This window comes from Pseudomonas sp. P4_D7, assembly GCF_056401755.1.
On the sequence record NZ_JBFUIR010000003.1, the window covers coordinates 198615 to 223323 of the forward strand.

Annotated in this window: 14 protein-coding genes (1 of these 14 running past the window's edge); 7 read left to right on the forward strand and 7 right to left on the reverse strand. The window is 61.2% G+C overall.

Translation table 11 applies throughout. The annotated features are described in order from the left end of the window. From AC1DVF_RS03945 to AC1DVF_RS03965, 5 genes are all read left to right on the forward strand, one after another. Window positions 1-7391: the 3' end of a non-ribosomal peptide synthase/polyketide synthase gene (locus AC1DVF_RS03945; RefSeq protein ID WP_477782039.1), read on the forward strand. It extends 10453 nt beyond the left edge of the window; only the last 7391 of its 17844 coding nucleotides appear in the window; the start codon falls outside the window, past its left edge; the stop codon is at window positions 7389-7391. A 66-nt stretch (window positions 7392-7457) separates the two neighbouring features. Continuing rightward, window positions 7458-8606: a macrolide transporter subunit MacA gene (macA, locus tag AC1DVF_RS03950; protein ID WP_414926479.1), complete on the forward strand. Its 1149-nt coding sequence runs from the start codon at window positions 7458-7460 to the stop codon at window positions 8604-8606. Window positions 8607-8608: 2 nt separating this feature from the next. Then, the gene (locus AC1DVF_RS03955; protein ID WP_477782040.1) at window positions 8609-10567 is read left to right on the forward strand and encodes a MacB family efflux pump subunit; all 1959 of its coding nucleotides are present in this window, start codon (window positions 8609-8611) and stop codon (window positions 10565-10567) included. A 676-nt stretch (window positions 10568-11243) separates the two neighbouring features. Next, window positions 11244-11609 carry a DUF6124 family protein gene (locus AC1DVF_RS03960; protein ID WP_477782112.1) on the forward strand — a complete coding sequence of 122 codons (366 nt, stop codon included), beginning with the start codon at window positions 11244-11246 and terminating at the stop codon, window positions 11607-11609. Between the two features lie 59 nt (window positions 11610-11668). Continuing rightward, window positions 11669-11950, forward strand: a complete 282-nt coding sequence (locus AC1DVF_RS03965) for a DUF6124 family protein (protein ID WP_477782041.1) — start codon at window positions 11669-11671, stop codon at window positions 11948-11950. Between the two features lie 202 nt (window positions 11951-12152). Here AC1DVF_RS03965 and AC1DVF_RS03970 read toward each other — a convergent pair whose 3' ends face one another. Then, the gene (locus tag AC1DVF_RS03970) at window positions 12153-12899 is read right to left on the reverse strand and encodes a response regulator transcription factor (RefSeq protein WP_093430747.1); all 747 of its coding nucleotides are present in this window, start codon (window positions 12897-12899) and stop codon (window positions 12153-12155) included. A 319-nt stretch (window positions 12900-13218) separates the two neighbouring features. Here AC1DVF_RS03970 and ycaC point away from each other — a divergent pair, with 319 nt between their 5' ends. After that, a complete protein-coding gene (ycaC, locus tag AC1DVF_RS03975) occupies window positions 13219-13851 on the forward strand; it encodes an isochorismate family cysteine hydrolase YcaC (RefSeq protein WP_007916011.1) in 633 nt (210 codons plus the stop codon). 87 nt (window positions 13852-13938) lie between these two features. Here ycaC and AC1DVF_RS03980 read toward each other — a convergent pair whose 3' ends face one another. Next, a complete protein-coding gene (locus AC1DVF_RS03980) occupies window positions 13939-14961 on the reverse strand; it encodes an alpha/beta hydrolase (RefSeq protein ID WP_250604624.1) in 1023 nt (340 codons plus the stop codon). A 181-nt stretch (window positions 14962-15142) separates the two neighbouring features. Beyond that, window positions 15143-16399 carry an MFS transporter gene (locus tag AC1DVF_RS03985; RefSeq protein ID WP_477782042.1) on the reverse strand — a complete coding sequence of 419 codons (1257 nt, stop codon included), beginning with the start codon at window positions 16397-16399 and terminating at the stop codon, window positions 15143-15145. A gap of 265 nt (window positions 16400-16664) precedes the next feature. Between AC1DVF_RS03985 and AC1DVF_RS03990 the strand changes: the two genes are divergently transcribed. Continuing rightward, window positions 16665-18212 (forward strand): sensor domain-containing diguanylate cyclase, encoded by a 1548-nt coding sequence (locus AC1DVF_RS03990; protein WP_099756483.1) that lies wholly within the window; start codon window positions 16665-16667, stop codon window positions 18210-18212. Here AC1DVF_RS03990 and AC1DVF_RS03995 read toward each other — a convergent pair. The 4 genes from AC1DVF_RS03995 to AC1DVF_RS04010 form a co-directional block, all read right to left on the reverse strand. Further along, the gene (locus AC1DVF_RS03995; protein ID WP_460129087.1) at window positions 18174-20636 is read right to left on the reverse strand and encodes a PAS domain-containing protein; all 2463 of its coding nucleotides are present in this window, start codon (window positions 20634-20636) and stop codon (window positions 18174-18176) included. The two genes, AC1DVF_RS03990 and AC1DVF_RS03995, sit on opposite strands and share 39 nt — an antisense overlap. A gap of 136 nt (window positions 20637-20772) precedes the next feature. Further along, window positions 20773-22311, reverse strand: coding sequence for a cryptochrome/photolyase family protein (locus AC1DVF_RS04000; protein WP_460129086.1), 1539 nt, complete (start codon window positions 22309-22311; stop codon window positions 20773-20775). A gap of 288 nt (window positions 22312-22599) precedes the next feature. Beyond that, complete coding sequence (locus AC1DVF_RS04005; RefSeq protein ID WP_477782043.1) at window positions 22600-23724, reverse strand: alkene reductase; 1125 nt, start codon at window positions 23722-23724, stop codon at window positions 22600-22602. A 103-nt stretch (window positions 23725-23827) separates the two neighbouring features. Then, window positions 23828-24505, reverse strand: coding sequence for a type 1 glutamine amidotransferase domain-containing protein (locus tag AC1DVF_RS04010; protein ID WP_116254878.1), 678 nt, complete (start codon window positions 24503-24505; stop codon window positions 23828-23830). Window positions 24506-24709: the final 204 nt, after the last annotated feature.

Below are 24709 nucleotides of genomic sequence, written 5' to 3' on the forward strand. Positions count from 1 at the left end.
TGTTGACGCTGCCCACCGATCGCCCGCGACCGGCGCAGCAGGATTACACCGGCGGCAACGTCGAGGTGTTGCTGGACGAGCGCCTGAGTACTGGCCTCAAAGCGTTGAGCCAGCGTCATGGCGCGACCCTGTTCATGACCCTGATGAGTGCCTGGGCGTTGCTGATGAGTCGGCTGTCCGGGCAATCCGATGTGGTGATCGGCGCGCCGGTGGCCAACCGCAGCCGCGCTGAAATCGAAGGCCTGATCGGCATGTTCGTCAATACGCTCGCCGTGCGCATCGACACCTCAGGCGCGCCGAGCGTCGAAGCGCTGCTGGCACAGGTCAAGGCGCGGACACTGGAAGCGCAGGCGCATCAGGATCTGCCGTTCGAGCAAGTGGTGGAAATCGCCCGCCCGGTGCGCAGCCTGGCGCACAGCCCGTTGTTCCAGACCACGTTAAGCTGGGACGGCAGCGTTGGCCCGCAACTGGCCTTGGGCGAGCTGACGCTGGAGGGTGTTGCCGGGACCGGCGATGTCGCCAAGTTTGACCTGACGCTGACACTGGGCGAGGTCAACGGAGTGCTGCGCGGCACGCTGAACTACGCCACGGCGCTGTTCGATGCGCTGACGATCAAGCGGTACATCGGCTACTTCGAACGTCTGCTCGAGGCGATGGTTGCCGATGATCAAGCGGTGCTGGAACGTGTGCCATTGCTGGCAAACGATGAGCGCCAGCGCTTGCTGTACGACTTCAACGCCACGGCGCGTGGCTACCCGCAAACACTGACCGTACACGGGGTTTTCCAGCAGCAGGCGGCGGCGCATCCCAAAGCTGTGGCGGCCGTGCACGGCGCGCAATCGCTGAGCTACTTTGAACTCAACGCGCAAGCCAACCGCCTGGCCCATCACCTGATCGCTCACGGCGTGCAGCCGGGCGATCACGTGGCGATCCTGTTGCCGCGTTCGCTGGAGTTGCTGGTCGCGCAACTGGCCATTGCCAAATGCGCGGCCGCTTATGTGCCGCTGGACATCAATGCACCGAGCGAGCGCCAGGCGTTCATGGTCGAGGATTGCCGCGCGGTGGCGTTGTTGACCTTGAGCGGCGAGGTCATCGACTACGCCGCGCCGCGTATCGACCTCGACAGGCTGACCCTCAACGGCCTGCCGACGCACAACCCGAACCTGCTGCAGTCGTCCGAGTCGCTGGCGTACATCATGTACACCTCCGGTTCCACCGGCACGCCGAAAGGCGTGATGGTGCCGCACCGGGGCATCGGCCGCTTGGTGCTCAACAACGGTTACGCCGATTTCAATGCGCAGGATCGTGTGGTCTTCGCCTCGAACCCGGCGTTCGATGCGAGCACCATGGACATCTGGGGGCCACTGCTCAATGGCGGTCGCGTGGTGATCATCGACCATCAAACCTTGCTCGATCCGCATGCTTTCGGCCGTGAACTGAGCAGCAGTGGCGCAACGATCCTGTTCGTCACTACCGCGCTGTTCAATCAATACGTGCAACTGATTCCGCAGGCGCTCAAGGGCCTGCGGATTCTGCTGTGCGGCGGTGAGCGTGGCGATCCGGCGGCGTTTCGTCGAATGTTGGCCGAGGCGCCAACATTGCGCATCGTGCATTGCTACGGCCCGACCGAAACCACCACCTACGCCACAACCTTTGAAGTGCGCGAAGTGGCAGAAAACGCCGAGAGCGTGCCGATTGGCGGGCCGATTGCTAACACGCAGGTTTACGTGCTCGATGCGTATCAGCAGCCGGTGCCGATGGGCGTCACCGGCGAGCTGTATATCGGCGGGCAGGGCGTGGCGCTGGGGTATCTGAACCGGGCGGAGCTGACTGCCGAGAAATTCCTCTGCGATCCGTTCAGCGAGATGCCGGGCGCGTTGCTCTATCGCACCGGCGACCTCGCGCGCTGGCTGGCACCGGGGCAACTCGATTGCATCGGGCGCAACGACGATCAGGTGAAGATTCGCGGTTTCCGCATCGAGCCGGGAGAAATCGAGAATCGCCTGCTGAACTGCCCGGGGATCAAGGAAACGGTGGTGCTGGCGCGCCGCGACGGACAGGATTCCCCGCGTCTGGTGGCGTACTACACGACGCATGATGAACACTTGGACAGCGCTGAGCTGCACGCGCAAATGCACGCGCGACTGCCGGAATACATGGTGCCCACCGCGTGGGTGCAACTCGATGTATTGCCGTTGAACAACAACGGCAAGGTCGATCGCAAGGCGCTGCCGGCACCGACGCAGGAGGCACTGCTCAGTCGGGCCTACGAGGCACCGGCCAATCCTCTGGAAGCAAGCCTGGCGCAGGTCTGGGCCGAGGTGTTGCAGGTCGGGCAGGTCGGTCGCTATGACAACTTCTTCGAGCTCGGCGGCCATTCATTGCTGGCCATGCGCATGCTCTCTCAGGTGCGCCAGCAATTGGGCGTGGAGCTGGCGCTGGCCGATCTGTTTGCCAACCCGGAACTGGCGGCGGTCGCCGAAGTGTTGAGTCAGGCCGAACGCAGCAGCTTGCCGCCGATTCTGCCGGCGCCGCGCGATCAGGCACTGCCGTTGTCGTTCGCCCAGCAACGCTTGTGGTTCCTCGCGCAAATGGATGGCGGCAACACCGCCTACAACATTCCTCTGGGCTTGCACCTGCGTGGCCGACTCGACGCCGTGGCACTGCAACGGGCATTGGCGCGAATCGTCGCTCGTCACGAAACCCTGCGTAGTCGGTTCACCCAACTGAACGACGAAGCACAGGTGCTGATTGCCCCGGTCGACAGTGGTCTGCCGCTGATTGTGGAAGACTGGCGGCAACAGCCACAGACCGAGGAGGCCTTGCGTGCTTTGGTCGACGCTGAAGCGCGCGGGCCATTCAATTTGCAGGACGATCCATTGATCCGTGGACGGCTGGTGCAGTTGGCCGATGATCACCATGTGCTGTTGCTGACGATGCACCACATCATCTCCGACGGTTGGTCGATGGGCGTGCTGACCCATGAATTGATGGCGCTGTATCAGGCGTTCAGCCGTGGCGAGGACGATCCGCTGCCACCGCTGGCCTTGCAATACACCGACTACGCGGTATGGCAACGGCGCTGGCTGAGCGGCGAGGTGTTGCAGCGCCAGAGTGATTACTGGCAGCAGACCCTGGCCGGCGCCCCGGCATTGTTGAGCCTGCCGACTGACCGACCACGGCCGGCGCAACAGGATCACCGCGGCGGCAGTGTCGAGATCGTACTGGACGCGCAGACCAGCGCCGGTCTCAAGGCGTTGTGTCAGCGCCACAGCGTGACGCCGTACATGGTAATCATGAGCGCCTGGGCGATGCTGCTTACGCGTCTGTCCGGGCAGTCCGATGTGGTCATCGGCTCGCCCGTCGCCAACCGTACCCGCGCCGAAATCGAAGGGTTGATCGGCATGTTCGTCAACACCCTGGCGCTGCGCATCGATACCTCGGGTGATCTGACGGGGGCAGCGCTGCTGGCGCGGGTCAAGGCCCAGACGCTGGCCGCGCAGGCGCATCAGGATCTGCCGTTCGAACACGTGGTGGAAGTCACCCGACCGCTGCGCAGCCTTTCCCACACACCGTTGTTCCAGACTTTGCTGAGCTGGGACAGCAGCGTGGCGCCAGCCCTGGCACTCGACGAGCTGACGCTGGAAGGCCTGGCCGGGGAAAATCACTTTGTGAAGTTCGACCTGTCGCTGAGTCTGGGCGAAAGCCAGCACGGGGTTCGTGGCTCGCTGCGCTACGCCACCGCGCTGTTCGATGAGTCGACCGTGCAGCGTTTTGTCGGTTACTTCCAGCGCTTGCTGGCGGCGCTGGTCAGTGATGACCAGGCGGTTTTGGCGCAAGTCGAGTTGCTTGCCGATGATGAGCAGCAACGCCTGCTCGGCGACTTCAACGCGACGGCGCTTGATTGCCCGGTCGAGCAACCGGTGCAGAGCCTGTTCGAAGCACAGGTGCGGCGTCAGCCGGACGCCATCGCCGTGCAGTCGGGCGAACACAGCCTGACCTATCGCGAGCTGAATGTCCGTGCCAACCGCCTCGCGCATCACCTGCGTGAGCAAGGCGTCGGGCCGGATGCGCGGGTGGCGCTGTGCGTCGAGCGTGGGCTTGATCTGGTGGTGGGGCTGCTCGGCATTCTCAAGGCCGGCGGCGCGTACGTGCCGCTGGATCCGGCTTATCCGGCGGAGCGCCTGGACTTTATGCTCAGGGATTGCGCGCCGGTGGCGGTGCTGGTGCAGACGGCCACGCGATCGCTGTTTGCCGAGGCCGGGGCAGTGCTGATCGACTTTGACCAATGCACCTGGCACGACCAGTCGGAAAACGATCCGCAAGTGCCAGGTCTGAGTCCTTCGAACCTGGCGTACATGATCTACACCTCAGGTTCGACCGGCACACCAAAAGGCGTGATGCTCGAACATCGTGGCTTGTGCAATCTGGTGCATTGGGGCTCGCAGATTTGCCCGCCAGCTCCAGAGGGCGCGTTGTTGCAGAAAGCCCCATTCAGTTTCGATGGTTCGGTGTGGGAATTCTTCTGGCCACTGACGGCCGGTGTGCGTCTGGTGCTGGCACGGCCGGGAGGTCACCGGGAACCGGCATACCTGGCGCAAGTGATTCGTCAGCAGCGGGTCACGGTGGTCAAGTTCGTGCCGGCGCTGTTGCAGCAATTTCTCGAGCTGCAAGACGTCAGTGAATGCACCAGCCTCACCGATGTGTTCTGCGGTGGCGGCGAACTCACGGCGGCCCTGGCCCGCGAAGTGCGCCAGCAACTGCCGTGGGTACGCCTGCATAACGTGTATGGCCCGACCGAAGCCACGGTCGACAGCACCGCGTGGACACTGGAACCGCACATGCCCGTGCCATCCACCGAATTACCGATTGGCAAGGCCATTTGTAACACCCGTTTGTACGTGCTTGATGCGCATGACCAAGCGGTACCGCTCGGCGTCATTGGCCAGTTGCACATCGGCGGCATCGGCGTGGCGCGAGGGTATATGGGACTGCCACAGATGCAGGCCGAGCGCTTTATCGACAGTCCGTTTGTGCCCGGGGACCGCTTGTACCGCACCGGCGATCTGGTGCGTTACCGCGCGGACGGTAACCTCGAATTCCTCGGGCGCAATGACTTCCAGGTCAAGCTGCACGGCTTGCGCCTGGAACTCGGTGAAATCGAAGCGCGGTTGATCCAGCACCCGGGTGTGCGCGAGGTGGTCGTGCTGATGCGCGACGAGCGTCTGGTCGCGTATTTCACAGTGCGCGAGGGCAGCGCTGCTCCGGCTATCGACATGCTGCGCGCGTTCATTCTTGAGCAGTTACCCGAGTACATGGTGCCGGGTGCGTTTGTTGCGCTCGACGTCCTGCCCTTGAGTCCCAACGGCAAGATCGACCGTCAGGCGCTGCCGGCGCCGGGCCTCGACGCGGTACTCAGCCGACATTACGAAGCACCTGAAGGCGAGGTCGAAACCGTGTTGGCGCGGGTCTGGGCTGAGGTGCTGAATGTCGATCAGGTCGGACGCCACGACAACTTCTTCGAATTAGGCGGGCATTCGCTGCTGGCGATTCGTCTGGTCAACCTGCTGCAGCGTGCGGGGCAACAGGTGACGCTGGCGGAGCTGTTCCAGCGTCCGAGTGTCGAGTCGCTGGCCGCATTGCTCGGTCAACGCCATGCCGCGCCCGAACAGCCGGAAGGACTGGTTGTGGTGCGGCCGGGCGAGGGCGGCGATGCGCTGTTCCTGATCCATGAGTTCAGCGGCAGGGAGGTGTATTTCCCGGCATTGGCGATGCACATCGAGGGGCAGTTTGCGATTTACGGTTTGCCCGGTGTGCCGTTGGGGCAGCCGCAGCTGCGCACGCTTGAGTGCATGGCCACGCGGATGGTCGGGATTATCCGGGCGGTACAACCGCATGGGCCGTATCGTCTGGCCGGGTGGTCGTTTGGTGGCTTGCTGGCGTATGAAATCGCTCAGCAGTTGCTGGGTCTCGATGAGACGGTGGCGTTTGTCGCCCTGCTCGATACCTACGCGCCGCATCCGGCCAGTCAGGATAAAACCCGCTGGAGCGGCGCGCATCGCGACAAGCATCAGTTGCTGGAGCACTGCCGCGCGCGTTCGCAGATGCGCGGTGCAGAAGGGCTGCCGGCGTTGGCTGAGGTCGAGCGGCTTGAGGCTGAAGTCGAACGCATTGCGTTCGATGAGCTGTTCCAGCGCTGCTGCGAACAGCAATTGCCTGACCCGGAACTGGCCGCACTGAGTGCAGCGGATGCCTGGAGTTACTTCGATCGTGAGGCCGCTCATGGCCTGGCGCTGGCGCATTACCGGGTCAGCCCGGCCAGTCAGCCGGTGCACTTGTTCCGCGCTCAGGCACTGATGCCGGGGCAGGCGCAGCCGAGTCCGACCCGTGGTTGGGAAAACAAGATCAGTACAGGTTTGCTGCGCTGCATCGATGTCCCGGGTGATCACCGCAGCATGATGAAAGCTCCGGATATTCAGGCGCTCGGTCAGGCCTTGAGTCAGGCTATGGCCGCTGCGCAGGTTCCGGAGCCAGAGGCCTATCAGCCGCTGTTGACCATTCAGAGCGGGCACGCCGGGCATGCGCCGATCTTCTGCGTGCCGGGGGCGGGCGACAGTGTCACCGGGTTCATTCACCTGACCGAGGCCTTGGGCCCGGAGTGGCCGATCATCGGCCTGCAACCGCGCGGGCTCGATGGCAGCGGCGTGCCGCACAGCCAGGTTGAAGCGGCAGCGAAGTGCTATCTGCAAGCGGTCGAGCAGTTGTATCCGCAAGGTCCGGTGCACCTGATCGGCCATTCCTTCGGCGGCTGGGTCGCGCATGCCATGGCCGCGCAGTTGCAGGCGGCGGGGCGTGAGGTGGCGTCGTTGACCCTGATCGACAGCGAATCGCCCGGCGGCAACGGTACGGCGGGCAAACCGTACACCACGACTGCCGCGCTGGAACGCTTGATCGAGACGCTGCAACTGTCCAGCGGCAAGTCGTTGGGCATCGACCCGCTGGCGTTCGCCGAGGCTGACGACACCACGCAAATGCGCCTGTTGCACGAGGGCATGGTGCGCGCCGGTGTGTTGTCTGCGCGTTCGTCAGCGCAGGCCATGCACGGCCCGGTCCGCACCTTCGCCACAGCCTTGCGCACGGTCTATCAACCGCAGTTGGCCTACACCGGGCCGGTGCGGCTGGCGCTGGTCGATGACCCGACGCTGGATGCGTGGGGCAATCAGCGTGAGCAAGCGGCGATGGTCGAAGGCTGGCAACGCCAGGTGACGGATCTGGCGGTGTGGTACGGGCCGGGCAACCACTTCACGATTCTCAAGACGCCCAACGTTTTCAGTCTCGCGGCGTGGTGGCATGACGGCCTGAAAGTGCCGGCCGGCCAAGTGGTTTCCTGATTGTTGTTTATCTACCAGAGCCCGGCTGCTGGCCGGGCTCACCCCTGAACGGACTTGTGGTTATTTATGGAAAAGTCGAAGTTGCGCAAAGTCGGTATGGGTTTAGCGTTAGTGGCAGTAGCGGGATTGGCTTTCTACACGGTGCAGGCACCGGCCGAGGCGCCGCAATACCTGACCGCGCCGGTGGAACGCAGTGACATTGAAAACGCGGTTCTCGCCACCGGGTTGCTCGAAGGCATCAAACAAGTGGACGTCGGCGCGCAAGTGTCGGGGCAATTGAAGTCGCTCAAGGTCAAGGTTGGCGACAAGGTGAAGAAAGGGCAGTGGCTGGCGGAAATCGATCCGCTGGTGTTGCAGAACACTTTGCGTCAGGCCCAGGTTGATGAGGAAAACCTGCAAGCGCAAAAACGCGCGACCCAGGCTCAGCTCAGGCAAACCAAAGCGATTTACGAGCGCTACAAGAACTTGCAGGACGACGCGTCGATCTCGCGCCAGGATTTTGAAACCGCCGAGTCGGACTATCAGGTGCAGCAGGCCAACCTGATGTCGCTGGATGCGCAGATCAAAAGTGCGCATATCCAGATCGACACGGCCAAGGTCAATCTGGCGTACACGCGGATTGTCGCGCCGATTGATGGCGACGTGGTCGGCGTGGTCACGCAGGAAGGGCAAACGGTGATTGCCAGCCAACTGGCGCCGGTCCTGCTGAAACTGGCAGATCTGGACACCATGACGGTCAAGGCGCAGGTGTCCGAAGCCGACGTGATTCACATCGCCCCGGGGCAAGAGGTGTATTTCACCATTCTCGGCGAGGACAAACGCTACTACGCGAAACTGCGCGGCACGGACCCGGCGCCGCAGAACTTTCTTGAAACACCGCCCGCCGGCACGCCTAAGCAAAGCAGCGCGGTGTTTTACAACGCGTTGTTCGAGGTGCCCAATCCCGACCATCGCCTGCGCATCTCGATGACCGCGCAGGTGCGCATTATCCTCGACACCGCCAAGTCGGTGCTGACCGTGCCGGTGGCGGCGCTCGGCCCGCGCAATGCCGACGGCAGTTTCCCGGTACGCGTACTCGACGCCAAGGGCCACGCGCAGTCGCGCAACGTGCAGACCGGGATCAACAACAACGTCAAAGTGCAGATCAACGCCGGTCTGGCAGAAGGCGACCGCGTGGTGATCGGTGATCCGCTGACCAATGTGGCGGGGGCCTGAGCATGACTGAGCCACTGCTACAGCTGAGCGGCATCACCCGCAGTTTCACCGCTGGCGACCGCGAGTTTCTCGCGTTGAACAACATCAATCTGACGATCAATGCCGGGGAAATGGTGGCGATCATTGGTGCCTCCGGTTCCGGTAAATCGACGCTGATGAACCTTCTCGGTTGCCTCGATTACGCCACCGCCGGCAGCTACAGGATCAACGGCCAGGAAACCCGCGATCTGGACAATCAGGCCCTGGCCGAGCTGCGTCGCGACTACTTTGGTTTCATCTTCCAGCGTTACCACTTGCTGCCGCATTTGAGCGCAATGCACAACGTCGAGATGCCGGCGATTTACGCCGGTACGCCACAGCTTCAACGCCATGCCCGTGCCCGTGAGTTGTTGGCGCGACTGGGTCTGGAAGGCCATTTGACGCATCGGCCGAGCCAGCTCTCCGGCGGTCAGCAACAGCGCGTGAGTATCGCCCGCGCCTTGATGAACGGCGGCGAAGTGATCCTCGCCGACGAACCGACCGGCGCCCTCGACACGGCCAGCGGCAAGGAGGTCATGCGCATCCTGCTGGAGCTGCACGCGGCGGGGCACACGGTGATTCTGGTCACTCACGACCCGAAAGTGGCGGCCAATGCCGAGCGCATCATCGAAGTCAGCGACGGCGAAATCCTCAGCGACCGCAGCAACGAACGCGATACCACGCACCTGCTCAGCGAAGAACCGGTGGCACCGAAAGCCACCGCTTCGCGTCGCCTGGTCGCCAGTCTCGGGCTGTTCAAAGAGGCGTTCGCCATGGCGTGGGTGGCGTTGATCTCGCACCGCATGCGTACCTTGCTGACCATGCTCGGCATCGTCATTGGCATCACGTCGGTGGTGTCGATTTCGGCGGTCGGGGAGGGCGCGAAAAACTACGTGCTCAAGGACATCGCCGCGATTGGCAGCAATACCATCGATGTCTACCCCGGCAGCAGTTATGGCGACAAACGTGCCGCCGCCATTGAAACCCTGACGCCGGCCGACGTCACCGCGCTGAATCAGTTGTACTACGTCGACAGCGCCACGCCGATGATCGGCCGCAGCCTGTTGTTGCGTTATCGCAATATCGATCTGGATGCGCAGGTCAACGGCGTCAGCGATCAGTACTTCAAGGTGCGCGGGATCAAAATGGCCGCGGGCATCCCGTTCAGCGAAAGCGATGCGCGGCGCCAGGCGCAGGTGGTGGTCATCGATCACAACACCCGGCAGCGCCTGTTCGGCCAGGATGTCGACCCGTTGGGCCAGGTGATCCTGATCGGCAACCTGCCATGCACAGTGATCGGCGTGGCCGCGCAGGATAAAAGCCTGTTTGCCTCGGGCAAGACCCTCAACGTCTGGGTGCCCTACGAAACGGCGGCCGGGCGGGTGTTGGGCCAGCGTTATCTGGACAGCATCAGCGTGCGCATGAAGGACGGCCAGCCGAGCAAAGTGGTGGAAGAGCACGTCACCCAACTGCTGCTGCAACGCCACGGCACCAAGGATTTCTTCACCAACAACCTCGACAGCGTCTTGCAGACCGTGCAGAAAACCAGCCGCTCGCTGGCGTTGCTGCTGTCGCTGATTGCGGTGATTTCTCTGGTGGTCGGCGGTATCGGGGTGATGAACATCATGCTGGTGTCGGTGACCGAACGGACCCGCGAGATCGGTATTCGCATGGCAGTGGGGGCGCGGCAGTCGGACATTCGTCAACAGTTTCTGGTGGAGGCGGTGATGGTTTGTCTGTTGGGCGGGGCGATCGGCATTTCCCTGTCGTATGCCATCGGGCATTTGTTTTCGGTGTTTATCAAGGAGTGGGAGATGGTGTTCTCGCTGGCGTCGGTGTTGACGGCGGTGGTGTGCTCGACGTTGATCGGGATTGTGTTTGGCTTTGTGCCGGCGCGGAATGCTTCGCGGCTTGATCCGATCGAGGCGTTGGCGCGGGATTAAAAGCGGCCCCTCATCAAACCTGCTGGACATTGCACAGGTCGTGATGTTGGGGGGATTGCCGGTGAATCAGGCATTGGAGCACGTCGCGGGATTGCCCTCACCCTAACCCTCTCCCAGAGGGAGAGGGGACTGACCGCAGTGTTTGCTGGAGATACGCCGACGTGGGATACCGAGTCGAACTCAGGTTTTGAACAGCACAAAGATCGGCTCCCTTTCCCCCTCGCCCCCCCTGGGGGAGAGGGCTGGGGTGAGGGGGTAGATCCAACTGACACACCGCAAAACCTGAAACCACCACGATCCAGTTTTTCCATCAATAAACACCACGCCGTGAGCGCGTTTAAATTACACGACCCGTTACGTCATACCGCCTACAACACCTTGCGTCGTTACCTACGCGTACGCCAGAATCCGCCGGCTTGTGCGCTTATCCCATGGGCTCTATCGTTTCCCTGCCACTGCCTATCAGTGGTCGGGTTTAGTAGCCCGATTGGTATTAGTAAGTGCATGAGTTCCATTTAGTCAGGTGCGTCTCTGCCTGCACTCAATGGTGGTTGTGCGCAGGGCGCCCTCGGGCGCGCCGGTCTTGCTAATTCCACCGGTCTACTAACCTGTGCACAGCCGCCACCCTTCTTTTAGTAGAGAACGGTCGCGGCCCTATTTCAGGAATTAGATGAATATGTTCAAAGTTACGCCGAACCCTCCGGACAGCGATCCGATCCCCTACGACGCCGCACTGGAACCTCAAAACATCAAAGAGGCCACAGAACGGGCGATCAATTTCTACCTCAATCCGTCCGCGCTCAAAACCTCAAAGCCCACCCGCAAAACCGGCAAGATCTACCTGATCGACCCCACCGTCGACGACGAAACCCTGCTGGTTGAAGCCTACGAATCGCTGTCATCGGCCAGTGACATGGCCCGCGACCTTGCCGACTCGATCGACAGCCCGCACCGCAAGAAGATGCTGATCCTGCAACAGGTGATCATGTTGAGTGAATTGGTGGTGAGTCGCGTCCTCGACAATCAGCGCTTGCCCAATTAATTGCGAAACGGCCGCGTGAGGGAGCCTGCTCCCTCGCTGCGCAGAAGGAGTTTGAGCCGATGTCCAAGACACCCGATCCGCCGGTGACTGCGGCCAACATCATGGCCACGCCCTATACGCCCAATGTTATGTTCCGGGTCAACCCGCAAATTGATACCGAATCCCTGCTGGCAAACGCCTGTGAATCGCTGGCATCCGCCTCGGTCATGTTGTCTGATTTTGCCGGGATGCTGGAGGGGCCGCATCGCAATACCTTGCTGGGTATTGCGCAAGTGGTGATGTTGGGGGAATTGGCGGTGAATCAGGCATTGGAGCACGTCGCAGGATTGCCCTCACCCTAACCCTCTCCCAGTGGGAGAGGGGACTGACCGCGGTGTTTGCTGAAGATGCACCGACGTGAACTACCGAGTCGAACTCAGGTTTTGAAAACCACAAAAATCGGCTCCCTTTCCCCCTCGCCCCCCTTGGGGGGAGAGGGCTGGGGTGAGGGGGGAATCTCACTGACACCACCAAAAAAGCCAAGCCTTCGCTAATCCCGGCGTATCAAGCCGCACTCGACGCCAACGCCTCCAACGGCGAATACATCCAGCGCATCAACGAATGCCGCCCGCTGATGCCCAACTTGATCGCCGCGCGTTTCAGATAACTCTCGACGGTGTTGACCTTCAACGCCAATTGCTCCGCCAGTTCCGGCGCCGTGCGGCCGGCGAGCAGGCCGACACACACTTCGGTTTCGCGGTTCGACAGGCTCAGTCCCAGTTGCTCCAGGCGCTCGTCAAAGCGCAGGCGCAAGGTTTCCAGGCCGCTGCCTTCGGCTGCTTCGGAGGGAATTTGTGGATCAGGGGTGGCCGGTTGCAGGGCGTTGATGTGTTTTTCCACCATCGGCAGCAGCACCGGGGAAATGTCCTGCAACAGGCTGCGCTCCTGCGCGGAAAAGCGCTGCGACTCGCCGTTGCGGTACACCGAAATCACATAGCGATAGCCGTCCTTGCGCCGGGTCAGGTGCAGTTGCGAGGCGTCCGCACTGGTCGCGGCCGGCGGATTCTGTAAATGGTGAGCCGCCGCACTGTGTTCGGAAAACACCGTTTCGGCGAGCAGGGCCGGCTCTTTCAGTGGCTCCGGCTCACTGCGGCTCGACGCGCGGCTCACCGGTTCGACACGCATCTGCCGGATGTGCGTGGCGTCGACCGCCAGTTGCGTCAGGATCAGGTCATGCAGCATGCGCGGAAAGTGCCGGCTGCCGGTGCTGGCGATGACCTTGCCGATGTGGGGGAACAAGTGTGAATTCATATGCGTGTCATCCCTGAGAGGCGTTAATTCAAAAACGTCTGCAGCCCTGTCGACGATCTCCTTGGTCGACGAAAAACCGCAGACTTGGATCCTATCCTAGTACAACGTTTGAGCGACGGTTTAATGAAGGTGTTATTAGCTAATAACCCTGAATTTGCTGGCTTCAACGTGGGAACAAAGAGAATACCGTCATTGAATTGTCCTGTTCAGGTTGACGGTGAAACCCATTTCAACCGATTTATCCCTTTTTGATGCGTCAGTAACCTGTACACAACTTGAACGCAACAACAACTTCCAACATTGAAAAGGGACGCACACCATGACCACTCCAACCTACAACCGCCTGAACAAAGACGACGCTATCGTGCTGCTGGTCGACCACCAGACCGGCCTGATTTCCCTGGTGCAGGACTTCTCGCCAAACGAGTTCAAGAACAATGTGCTGGCCCTGGCTGATCTGGCGAAGTTCTTCGAACTGCCGACTATCCTGACCACCAGTTTCGAACAAGGCCCGAACGGCCCGCTGGTACCAGAGCTGAAAGAGATGTTCCCGGACGCGCCGTACATCGCTCGTCCAGGCCAGATTAACGCCTGGGACAACGAAGATTTTGTGAAAGCGATCAAAGCCACCGGTCGCAAGCAGATCATCATTGCCGGTGTGGTGACGGATGTCTGCGTAGCGTTCCCGACCTTGTCGGCGCTGGCGGAAGGGTTTGATGTGTTTGTGGTGACTGATGCGTCCGGCACCTTCAACACCACCGTGCAACAAGCCGCGTGGAGCCGCATGACCCAGGCCGGCGCACAGATGATGAACTGGTTCTCGGTGGCCTGTGAGTTGCACCGCGACTGGCGCAACGACATTGAAGGGCTGGGTAACTTGCTGTCGCAGCGGATCCCGAACTACCGCAACCTGATGAACAGCTACTCGGCGCTGACCGCTCAGCAGAAGTAAGCCGACGTGCTGCAAACGAAAAGCCTGCCCTGAAAAGCAGGCTTTGTCGTGTCTGCACTTTAAAGCGCTGGCTGCGTTGCGATGACGTTACTTCAGGTTATGGCTGAAGAACTCGGTCAATTTGGCGAAGGGAATCAGGTTGACCCGGTCGTACAAGTCGACATGGCCGGCCCCTGGAATGATCAGCAGCTCTTTGGGCTCGGCCGCGCGCTGGTACGCGTCTTCACTGAACTCGCGGGAGTGCGCCTGAGCACCGGCGATGAACAGCAGCGGGCGCGGGGAGATGCTCTCGATGTCATTGAACGGGTAGAAGTTCATGAACTTCACATTGCTGATCAGCGTCGGCATGGTGGTGGTCTGCGGCGAAGCACCGGCCGGGGTGACCTGGCCACGCGGGGTGCGGTAGAAATCGTAGAACTCGTCACCCACGGCATTGCCAGTGAGTTTGAGCGGTGTGCCGCCGGTGTAGCGGACCGGGCCGCCCCAGGACTGCGCGTCACGCTGCTGCGCCGCCTGTTCAATGATCGATTGGCGTTGCGCTGGCGTGAGCGAATGTTTGAGACCGTTACGGTTGGCAGCACCCATGTCGTACATGCTGACGGTGGCAATCGCCTTCAAACGTGGGTCGATCTTGGCGGCGCTGATGGCGAAGCTGCCGCTGCCGCAAATACCGATAACGCCGATACGCTCGCGATCGACCAGTGGGCGAGTGCCGAGAAAGTCCACCGCTGCGCTGAAGTCTTCGGCATAAATGTCCGGCGCAACCGACTGGCGTGGCAGGCCCTCGCTTTCGCCCCAGAAGGACAAGTCGAACGACAGCGTGACGAAACCCTGTTCCGCCATTTTGGTCGCGTAGAGATTGGCGCTTTGCTCTTTCACTGCGCCCATCGGGTGGCCGACGATGATCGCGGCATTTTTTGACTGTGGGTCAAGGTTCTTCAGGCTGAACAGATTGCCTGCGACCTTCATTCCGTACTGGTTCTTGAAGGTGACCTTTTCCACGGTCACTTTATCGCTGGTGTAGAAGTTGTCTGCGCCGTTCGACATATCGGCTCCCATGGCTGAAAAAGTACTGAAGAGCAGCCCGAAGGCCAAGCAAAAACCTTTCACTGGAATGTCCTTGCGATTGAGGGTTTATTCGTCTGAGCCTGTGCACGAACATTCTCTCGGTCAGCGCCTCGGCGCCGAAGTGCATTCCTCTGGATTGCTTGCCTGATCCACTGAGTCCTGGATTTTTAATGCCGCGCAAACACGATTTGACGGCGATGAGAGGGCAGGGACGGGATATGGATTACGCTGAGGATTCAGCGCTGGCTTCGACCACCCCGGTCTCAGCCCGCCCGCCACTGCGCTGAGTTTCCGGCACCCCGATCCCAAGCAACACAACCGCCACCGCCGCAATACCGGCCAGGGTCAGAAACGCCGCGCTGTAACCAGCCTCCTGCACAACGAACCCGGCGAGGCCGTTGCTCAGCGCTGCGCCCAGTCCGAAGGCTGTCGTCAGTGCACCGAGGCTGATGTTGAAGTGACCGGTGCCCTGGGTGAGGTCTTTGACCATGATCGGAAACAAGGCGCCGAACAGGCCTGCGCCGACGCCGTCGAGCAGTTGCACCGCGACCAGCCAATAGGCATCGTCTGACAGCGTGTAGAGCACGCCGCGCAAGGGCAGGATCAGAAATCCGGCCAGCAGCAGCGGCTTGCGCCCCCACAGATCGGCTTTCGCCCCGACCAGTAATGCCGCCGGCACCATCACCAATTGAGCGGCGACGATGCAGGCCGAGGTCAGCGGGGTGGCCATCTGCAAATTGGCTTGCGCGAGTTTTTGACTGACCAACGGCAACATCGCCGCATTGGCGAGGTGGAACAGCGCACAGCAAATGGCGAACAGCAACAGCGGCCGGTTGCTCAGCAGCACCGACAAACCGGAAGGCTGGCGGTGGCTGGCGTCGGCCGGATCCAGTCCGCGCGCCAGATCATGGTCGATGGCTGCTTGCGAAACGCAGGCGATGGCAATGACACTGGCCAGGGCCATGGCCGCCATCAGATAGAACACCGCCACCGGGCCGAACAGGTAGGCAAATATACCGGCCAGCAGTGCGGCGCAGGCATTGCCGGCATGATTGAAGGTTTCGTTGCGCCCGGTTCGCCGAGTGAACGCCCGTGGCCCGGTCATGCCCAGGGTAATCGCACAAATGGCCGGGGCGAATATCGAGGCGGCCATTGCGCTCAAGGTTTGCGTCAGCGCCACCCAAGTGAACGACGTCACGAATGGCAGCACCAGGCAGCTTCCGGTCACCACCAGCGCGGCGATCGCAATCAACGCACGTTTGCGCCGGCTGTTGTCGACCCAGGCGCCGGCGGGTGTCTGGGTGATCAGCGCAGCGACCCCGGCGATGGTCATCACCAGACCAATGCTGGCCGGCTCCCAGTGATGCACCGCCAACAGGTAAATGGCCAGATAGGGGCCGAGGCCGTCGCGCACGTCGGCGAGGAAAAAGTTCAGGCTGTCCAGGGACAGGTTGTTGCGGCGATCGAGGTCAGCGGCCACGGCGGTGTCTTCAATGTTCGAGGTTTGCGGATGGATTCAACCTCAGCAAGCCTAATGACCTGCGCCCGTGAATATAAGTTGCAGGCCGCTGCCGTGTCGTTGCGAAACAACACCAAGGGGCTGAAAACGACGTTCCGTCATACGGTTGCTGCACGTTCGACGCGCTACTTGTATCCTTGCGCCGGTCGAGGACATACGACCGCTGTTATTGCCTTGAATCAGTAACGGCCGGAACCGGAAACCGGACTTTCCATTAGGTACTTTCGTGAAGCGTGATACACACCTCGTCATCCTCTTGCTGCTGGTCATCGGCTGCTCCCTGGCGTCGCTGACCATCTGGAAAGTGCTGTCTTCGCGCGATCGCGCGCTGGAGGAAGTCAACGTGCACGGGTTGAACCTGACCCAAGCACTCGAGACCTATTCCGAAGGCATTGTCCGGCAAAGTTCGCTGCTGTTGCTCGGGCTGGTCGAACGCCTGGAGACCGAAGGCAGTGGCCCCGCGCAGATTCAGCGCCTGAGTGCCCTGATCAACCGCCAGCAACCGCTGATGCCACAACTGAGCGGTATCACCATCTATGACCGCCATGGCCATTGGCTGATGTCGTCGAACCGGCCGATTCCGGTCGGTGCCAACAGCAGTGATCGAGCCTATTTCATTCATCATCGCGCCGATCCGAGCCGCGAACCCTTTATCGGGCCACCGATCCGCAGCCGTTCCAATCAGGAGTGGGTGATCACCGTCAGCCGCCGTTTCAATAATGATCGCGGCGAGTTCGCCGGGGTTGTGGCCGTGACCCTGGGCGTGGAAAACTTTCTGCGCCTGTTCGGCAAACTCGACATCGGCCAGGACGGCGCCATCGGCTTGTCCTATACCGACGGTACGTTGCTGGTGCGCTATCCCTTCCGCGAGCAGGACATGGGCCGCAACTTTTCCAAGTCGCCGATCTACGCCAAGTACCTGGTCGATCAATCGGTCGGCACCGCGTCTTATACCTCCAGCCTGGATGGCGTCGAACGCCTCTACGCCTTCCGCAAAAGTGAGAAGTTGCCACTGATCACCACGGTCGCCATCGGCAAGCGTGAAGCGCTCAAGGCGTGGCGAACCGAGGCACTGCTGTCGGCGGTGGTGGTGGCGGGGCTGTTGGGGCTCACCGGTCTGATCGGCTGGTTCTTGATCCTCGACATCCGCCGTCGGACCCAGGTTGAAGGCGAACTGCGCATCGCTCAGCAGCAGTTGCTCGGCTCCAATCGGCAACTTGAGTTGTTGGCCATGAAGGATGCGCTGACCGGGCTGGCGAATCGGCGCTGCTTCGACCAGACCCTGGCCACAGAGGCGCGTCGGGCAAAGCGCGACGGATCGTCACTGGCCTTGCTGATGATCGATATCGACTATTTCAAGCGCTTCAATGATGCCTTCGGGCATGTTGCCGGCGACGCTTGTCTACAAACCGTCGGTAGCGTGCTGGATGAGTGTGTGCGGCGACCGTCGGACCTGGTGGCGCGCTACGGCGGCGAAGAGTTCGCCGTGATCATGCCCGACACCGATATGGGCGGCGCTGCGGTGGTGGCGCAGCTGATTATCGAGCGCCTGCAGCAAGCCAACATTGCCCACCCCACCAGTCCGGTGGCTCGTGTGAGCCTGAGCATCGGCATCGCCGCTGCGCGCGGTGCGCACCTGGAGCCGGTGAGCGCTCTGATCGAGTGCGCCGACCAAGCGCTGTATCAAGCGAAAACGGCAGGGCGCAACAGGTTCATGACATCCGCTGCGCAACCCTCACTCAACGTCGATGGACAGCAGGCCACCGACCCTTGACACCAGCGTGTCGACGGCAAACGGTTTGGTCAGTACCTGCATGCCCGGGCCGAGCTGACCGTTGCCGATCACTGAGTTTTCCGCGTACCCGGTGATGAACAAAGTCTTCAGCCTCGGCCTGATTTCCCGGCCCGCATCGGCCATCTGCCGGCCGTTCATGCCGCCCGGCAAGCCGACATCGGTGATGAGCAAATCGATGTGCGCGCTGGAACGCAATACTTCCAGTCCCTCAACGCTGTCGGCCGCTTCGAGCAGGTTGTAGCCGAGGTCGTTCAGCACGTCTTTGAGCAGCGTTCGAACGGTGGGTTCGTCGTCGACAATCAGGATGGTTTCACCGGCCTTTGCCGGTAAGGTTGCCGAGTTGTGCGTGTCATCGTGATTGCGCTGCGTTTCGCCGCGGTAGCGCGGCAGGTAAATGCAGATGATGGTGCCTTGCCCCACGGTCGACTGCACCCGCACCTGGCCGCCGGATTGCTTGGTGAAACCGTAGATCATCGACAGCCCCAGCCCGGTGCCCTGGCCCAGCGGTTTGGTGGTGAAAAACGGGTCGAACGCCTTGGCCATGACCTCCGCACTCATACCGGTACCGGTGTCGGCAACCGACAGGCACAGGTATTGCCCTTCGGGCATCTCCCTGATGCGCGCCGATTCAGCATCGAAGGTTCGATTCGCGGTTTCAACGGTAATGCTGCCGCCATCGGGCATCGCATCACGGGCGTTGATGCACAGGTTGAGCAAAGCGTTTTCCAGTTGGCTGGCGTCGACCAGCGCCGGCCACAGATCGGCGGCAACGACCGTCTTCAGGCGAATGCTCGGGCCGACGGTGCGCTGGATCAGTTCGGTCATGCCGGCAATCAGTGCGTTGACTTCAGTCGGCCGAGGATCGAGGGTCTGCCGGCGGGAGAACGCCAGCAGGCGATGGGTCAGGGCAGTCGCGCGTTTGGCGGCGTCCTGGGCGATCAGCATGTATTTGTCGATGTCCTTCAGACGACCTTGGGCGATGCGTTTTTCCATCAGCTCCAGAGAGGCACAGATCCCCGCCAGCAGGTTGTTGAAGTCATGGGCCAGACCGCCAGTGAGTTGCCCGACGGCTTCCATTTTCTGCGATTGGCGCAACTTCTCTTCGGCCTGCATCAGCTCTGCGGTGCGCGCCGAGACCCGTTGTTCCAGTGTGTCGTTGAGCGCTTTTAAAGCGGCGGTGACCCGGTCACGTTCGTCTTCGACATTGCGCCGGTCTTCGACATCGATCAGCACGCCGGGAAAGCGTAAAGGCGTGCCGTCCTCGGCGCATTCGACGCGTCCGTTGGCTTCGATCCAGGTGTATTTGCCATCCGCACCGCGCACTCGGTACTGATGCGAATAGGCGCCACCGCGGGCAAGGGCGTCATTGATTGCCATTGTCAGCCCCTCGCGGTCATCGGGGTGCACGGTGACTACCACTTGCTCCAGGCTCAGACCGTCGCGGCCCAGTGCCGGGTCAAGGTTGAAGACCCGGGCGAAAGCTTCGTCGACGTAGAAACGATCGGTGGGCAAGTGCCAGTGCCAAGTGCCGATAATGGCGCCGGCGGCCAAGGCCAGTTGGACCCGTTCGACGTTTTCCCGAGCGATCGCCTCGCTGACGCGCAAGCGTTCCTGCGCGTCGCGGCGCTCGGTGACGTCGCTGAAGAAGATCGCAATCTGCCGATCGGCCGGGTCACCGACACGGACGGCGCGCACGTCGAACCAGCGTTCGAAGGTATTGGCGTAGTTCTCGAAGTTTGCCGGCTCGCCGGTCTTGGCCACATGGCCGTAAGTCTCGAACCAGAATTTCTCCAGGTTGGGCGCAAACTCGGTGACCCACTTGCCCCGCAGGTTGACCCCGGCCTGACGCTCGAACGCCGGGTTGGCTTCAACGAAGCAGTAATCGATGGGGTAGTCGTCGGCGTCGAATTTGACTTTGACGATGGCGAACGCGGCTTCGATGGTTTCCAGAATGGTACTGAAGCGCTCTTCACTCTTGCGCAGTGCGGTTTCGGCACTTCGCGAACGGGTCAGGTCGAGCATGGCCCCGATCATGCGTTCGGCTTTGCCGTCGGCATTGCGGATCAGATGCCCGCGGTCGAGCACCTCGGCGTAGGATCCGTCCTGACAGCGGAAGCGGTACTCGGCACTCCAGGTGGTGCCTGTGCCCGCCATCGCCGCCCGAATCGAAGTCTCGACCCGCGCGCGATCCTGCTGGTGGATCTGCGCAAAGCGCCAGTCACACGTCGGTTCGATGGCGCTGGGGGCATAGCCGTACGCCTGTTCCAACGCGTCGTTCCAGACAATCTGATGGGTTGTCAGATTCCAGTCCCAGACGGCGTCGCAGGTCGCTTTGACGGCCAGGCGCAGGCGCGTGACCTCGGACTCAAGCTCCTCGCGAGTAAGCTGTTTCAGGATATCCACCCCTCATGCCTTGATTATTGGTCTGCGTTAAATAGGCGTGTTTCAAGCGAACACCCAGGTTGCTTCGTAAGCTTTGTGAGCCATTGACCCGGGGCGCCCTGTTTAAGTTGCACGCGGGGCACGGGTGCGTGCGTTTTCATAACGAGTCGCCGTTATCCAGCGTGTCGAGCAACTGTTGGCCGCGTTGCCACAGTGCCTGTTGTTTGGCTGGCGGCATGCGGTCGAGGTTTTTGTACATCATGGCCATGCGCTGATTGCTCCGTAGAAGGTCGGCGTGGCGCATCAGGAAATGCCAGTACAGGGCGTTGAACGGGCAGGCGTTGTCGGCCGTGGTTTCGCGCACGGAGTAAGCACAGTCGCGACAGTAGTCGGACATCCGGTTGATGTACTGGCCGCTGGCGCAATAAGGCTTGGAACCGAGGTAACCGCCATCGGCGTGCATGACCATGCCGAGGGTGTTGGGCAGTTCGACCCAATCGAACGCGTCCATGTAGATCGCCAGATACCATTCACAGATCTGCTTCGGCGCGATGCCGGCGAGCAGGGCGAAATTACCGGTGACCATCAGGCGCTGGATGTGATGGGCGTAGGCGTGTTTGAGGCTTTGGCCGATGGCCTGGCGCATGCAATTCATTTTGGTAGCACCGGTCCAGTAGAACTCCGGCAATGGCCGCTGGTTGGCGAATGCATTGCCCTCGGCGTACTCGGGCATGTGCAGCCAGTAAACGCCACGGACATATTCGCGCCAGCCGATCAGTTGGCGGATGAAACCTTCGGCAGCATTCAGCGCGATGCTGCCGGACCAATAGGCCGACTCCACATCAGCGCAGAGCTGGCGCAGGTCGAGCAAGCCAATGTTCAGCGCCGCGCTGATGCGCGCATGGAACAGAAACGGCTCGTCGCTGGCCATGGCGTCCTGATAGTCGCCGAAGCCGGCCAAGGCGTAGTCGAGAAAGTACGCCCAGAGCGCCTGCGCATCGGCGTGCGTCACCGGATAGTTGAAGTCCTCCAGACTGCCGTAATGACTGGCGAAACGGTGTTTTACCAAGGCGAGGACTTCGACGGTGATTGCATCGTTGGCAAAACCGGCCGGGTAGGGTGCCTTGACGGTTTTCGGCAAAGCTTTGCGATTCTCGGCGTCAAAGTTCCACGCGCCGCCGACCGGCGTGCCGTCACCGTTGAGCAACAGGCGACTTTTGCGGCGCATCTCGCGGTAGAAGAATTCCATGCGCAACTGTTTTTTGCCTGCGGCCCAAGCGCGAAACTCATCGCGGCTGCACAGGAAGCGGCCGTCGGCGTGCCAGTGGATCGGCACACCACATGCTTTGAGCGATTGCTCCAGGCGCCAGTCTCCGCACTCCGTCACGTGCAACTCGCTGGCCTGCAACAAAGCCTGCCAGCGCTTCAGCTCGCCGAGCACCGAGCCGCTGTTCTGCGGGTCGTCGAGGGCCACGTAATGCACGTGGATGCCCTGGTTCTCCAGCGCCTGAGCAAAGTGACGCATGGCACTGAAAATCAGCGCGATCTTCTGCGGGTGATGGGCGACATGGGTGGCTTCTTCCATGACCTCGACCATCAGCACACGGTCGTGTTCGCTATCCAGTCCGGCCAATGACGCCAGATCAAACGATAACTGGTCACCCAGCACCAGGCACAACCGACGGGTTTTGTTCATTTCACGAATTCAGCGTAAAGGCAGCAGGCTGCCGCGTGGACGTTTAAGTGCTAAATCCAGATAGTTGTACAGATTGTAGTTTGTGTATAGGTTTTTGTGCGGTGAATTGCGTGATATTCAGATCTCCCCTGTGGGAGGGAGCCTGCTCGCGAAGGCGGCGTCATATTCAACATTTTGGCTGACTGACACGCCGCTTTCGCGAGCAGGCTCGCTCCCACAAGGGCTTGCACTCTGACTCGGATGAACGCTCCCGCTGTTGCGGGAGCGCTTGACGCCGCGTGGAAAGGGTTAGCCGGGATAAACGGGGTAATCCACATAGCCCTCGGCGGTGCCGCCATACACCGTCGCCGGGTTCAGCGCGTTCAACGGCCAGTCATTGGCAATGCGCGCCGGCAGGTCGGGGTTGGCCATGAACGGGCGGCCGAAAGCGATCAGATCCGCCAGCCCGGAGTCGAGCAGTTGCGCCCCGGATTCGGCGGTGTAGCGCCCGGCGTAAATGATCGCGCCGCTGAAGGTTGCGCGTACTGCCTGACGAAACGTCAATGGCATCGCCGGGGCGTTGTCCCAATCGGCTTCGGCGATCGACAGATAGGCGATGCCCACGTCCTGCAGCACTTTGATCGCTTCGATGTAAGTCGTGTGCGGGTCTTCCTCGACCATGCCCAAATAGGTCCGCGCTTCATCAGTGGTGGTGAACAGCGGGGCGAAGCGCACGCCGACTTTTTCCTTGCCGATGCATTCGGCAACACCGGCCACCACTTCGCGCAGAAAACGCAGGCGATTGTCCAGCGAGCCGCCGTACTGATCGGTGCGCAGATTGCTGTGGGCCGAGATGAACTGGTTGACCAGATAGCCGTTGGCGCAATGCAGTTCGATGCCGTCGAAACCGGCATCCATCGCGTTGCGCGCAGCCTGGATATACAGCTGAACCAGCTCCTGAACTTCATCAGTGCTCAGTGCGCGAGGTGCCGACGGGGTGACCAGTTCACCGGCACCGGGCGTGGTTTCGATAAACACGCTGACGCGGTCGGTAGCCACGGCGGAGGCTGAAACCGGAGCTGCGCCGTTGGGCTGCAACGCGGTGTGCGAGACACGGCCAACGTGCCACAACTGGGCGAAAATCACCCCGTCCACGGCGTGCACGGCGTCGGTGACTTCGCGCCATCCGGCGATTTGCTCAGGCGTATGAATACCCGGCGTCCACGCATAACCCTGGCCACGAGGTTCGATTTGTGTGCCTTCGGTGACCAGCAGACCGGCGCCGGCGCGCTGTTGGTAATACTCGGCCATCAGCTCGTTGGCGATATTGCCCGGTTGCGTGCTGCGCTGGCGGGTGAGGGGCGGCAGGACGATACGGTTTTTCAGGGTGTGATGACCCAGTTTGGCGGGGGTGAAGAAACTGCTGTGGTTCATGGATGACCTTGTTTGTGGCTTATTAGACCAGTCGTCTATTGGTTGGGCGAAAAAATAACGCCGGGCAAGACGCACCCGGCGTTTGGAAGGGTTGTACGAGGTTTTAGCCGAGCATCTTCAGCAGTTTCTCGGCGACGGCGGCGGAACTGGCCGGATTCTGGCCAGTGACCAGTTGCCCGTCGGCGACCACATGAACCTGCCAGTCAGCGACTTTCGAGTAATAACCACCGAGACGCTGGAATTCGTCCTCGATCAGGAACGGCACCACTTTTGTCAGGCCGACTGCTTCTTCTTCGGCGTTGGTGAAACCGGTGACCTGGCGATGCTGCACCAGCGGTTTGCCGTCAGCGGTAAGGACATGACGCAATACGCCAGGCGCATGGCAGACGAAACCGTGGGGTTTGTTGGCGCGGTCAAACGCTTCGATCAACGCGATCGACTGCTTGTCTTCGGCCAGATCCCACAGCGGGCCATGGCCACCCGGGTAAAACACGGCATCAAAGTCATCAGCGTTGACGTCGGCCAAGCGGCCGGTGTTGGCCAGTGCCTGTTGTGCGGCCGGATCCTGGCGGAAGCGATCGGTCTCGGCGGTTTGAGCATCAGGCTCATCGCTTTTCGGGTCGAGCGGCGGCTGGCCACCGGCTGGCGAAACCAGGGTGACGTCGGCGCCGGCGTCCTTGAACGCGTAGTAGGGCGCGGCGAACTCTTCCAGCCAGAAGCCGGTTTTCTTGCCGGTGTCGCCGAGTTGATCGTGGGAAGTCAGAACCATCAAGATTTTCATAGAGCACCTTGCGTAGGTTGGGCGTCTTCGATTGGGCGAAACATTCGCGCATCGGCCACACCGGTCAGAAAACGTTTGTCGGGGCGCAGCATAGATTCCAATTAGACCAGTCGTCTAGTAATTTTTTATCCGAAGGTTTTTCATCGACAGGTATGGCAAACTTCCGTTCCTCCGAAAATACGACTGGTCTATTGCCTGGTAATT